At 68.5% G+C, this 1447-nt stretch carries 2 protein-coding genes; both read right to left on the bottom strand.

Annotated features, from left to right (window positions below; genetic code table 11):
- The coding region (locus tag P4U43_RS17880; RefSeq protein WP_277359946.1) for a sugar phosphate isomerase/epimerase family protein at window positions 1-838 on the bottom strand (838 nt) is incomplete at its 3' end.
- A partial coding sequence (locus P4U43_RS17875) for a UbiA prenyltransferase family protein (RefSeq protein ID WP_277359945.1) occupies window positions 835-1447 on the bottom strand: 613 nt, incomplete at its 5' end. The genes P4U43_RS17880 and P4U43_RS17875, both read right to left, overlap by 4 nt.

Here is a 1447-nt window from a genome sequence, read left to right as displayed (position 1 = left end):
AGGCGTCGCCGAGCGCCGCGATGCTGCGGGCGGCGAGTCCCGGGGCGTCGTAGGAGTGCCGCGGCAGTTCGACGGCGGCCACACCGCGGTAGTTCAACTCGGCCAGGGTGCCGAGCGCGAGGGGCAAATCCACGGTTCCTTCGCCGAACGGCAGATGCTCGTGGGCGTGCGGGCGCATATCATCCAGCTGGACGTTCGCCAGCAGCGGCCCGGCCTCAAGAAGTGCCCCGCGTATGCCGTCCGGTTCGACCACTACACAGTGCCCAATGTCCACGGTGATCCGCAGGTTGTCCGGATCGCCGAGCGCTGCCCGGAGGCGCAGGGCGTCCGACACCGTCTCGACCAGCATGCCCGGCTCAGGCTCCACGGCCAGCAGCACGCGTTTGCCGCGGGCATACTCAACGACGTCCGCCACACGTTCGGTGAGCCGCTGCCACCCCGTTTCCGGGGACGTTCCGTCCGGGAGGACTCCCGAGAAGAAGGAGACACACTCGGCCTCCAGCTGTGCCGCGATGTCGACGGCGCGGCGCAGGAAGCCAACGCGGCTTGCGGCCTCCTCATCCACCAGGGCGGGACGGTGCTTGTGGCGCGGATCGAGCAGGAAGCGGGTGCCCGTTTCGATGACCACGCGAAGCTTCAGCTCACCGAGCGTCTTCCGCAGGGCCTGCAGTTGTTCAGCCAGGTCCTCGGCGAACGGGTCCAGGTGTGGATGCCCCAGGGTCAGAGCCACTGCTCCATAGCCCTGCTCGGCGAGGAGATCCAGGGCCACTGGAAGGGGGTGGTCCGTGAATCCGTTGGTGCCGTATCCCAGGCTGAAGGGCAATGGTGATGCCGTCATGACTCGCTCAACTTCCTGTTCCCCGAACGTGTGCGCATGAGCTTCCCGAACAGGTCCACCGACGCAAGCACGCCTGCGGCGGCCAGGTTTCCGTGGCGAACCGTGAGCGCTGCCTGCAGCGGCACCATTGCGCGAATGCCCGCCTTAGTGGCGTCGAGTGCATTTGTTGCCACCGGGTTGCGGGCAGCGCGCACCTGCGCCGGGGCGCACCGGCCGGCGTAGGCAGCTGTAGCGGCAAGCAGGGCAAGGATTTGGTTGCGGGACTCTTTGCCACCGGATTGCAGAGTGCCGCCCACTACTGCACTGGCAAGCAGGGCGGTGCCGGCAGCGACGCCGGAAGCCGTCGTCGGCGCTGTTCCGTGGACTTCCCCGCGGGAGAGGACGGTGACCCCGACCGTGTGGCCGCCCATGATGACCGCCGCACTCAGGGCGGGGCGCAGGTGCCCGAAACCGGCACCCATGAGGACGTCAAGGGCACGGCAGGCGCCCATGGTGAGCGCGCCGCGGACGGCATGATTCTTGGCGATCAGGTCATAAGTCCAGATGGAGGCTGCGAGCGGAACTCCCACCGCCAGCGCCGGCCTGCCTCCGCCGGCCGCACTGAGGCCC

It is taken from the genome of Arthrobacter vasquezii (genome assembly GCF_029455255.1).
In the GTDB taxonomy this organism is placed as follows: domain Bacteria; phylum Actinomycetota; class Actinomycetes; order Actinomycetales; family Micrococcaceae; genus Arthrobacter_D; species Arthrobacter_D parietis.
This window is presented reverse-complemented; position numbering and strand designations above follow the sequence as displayed.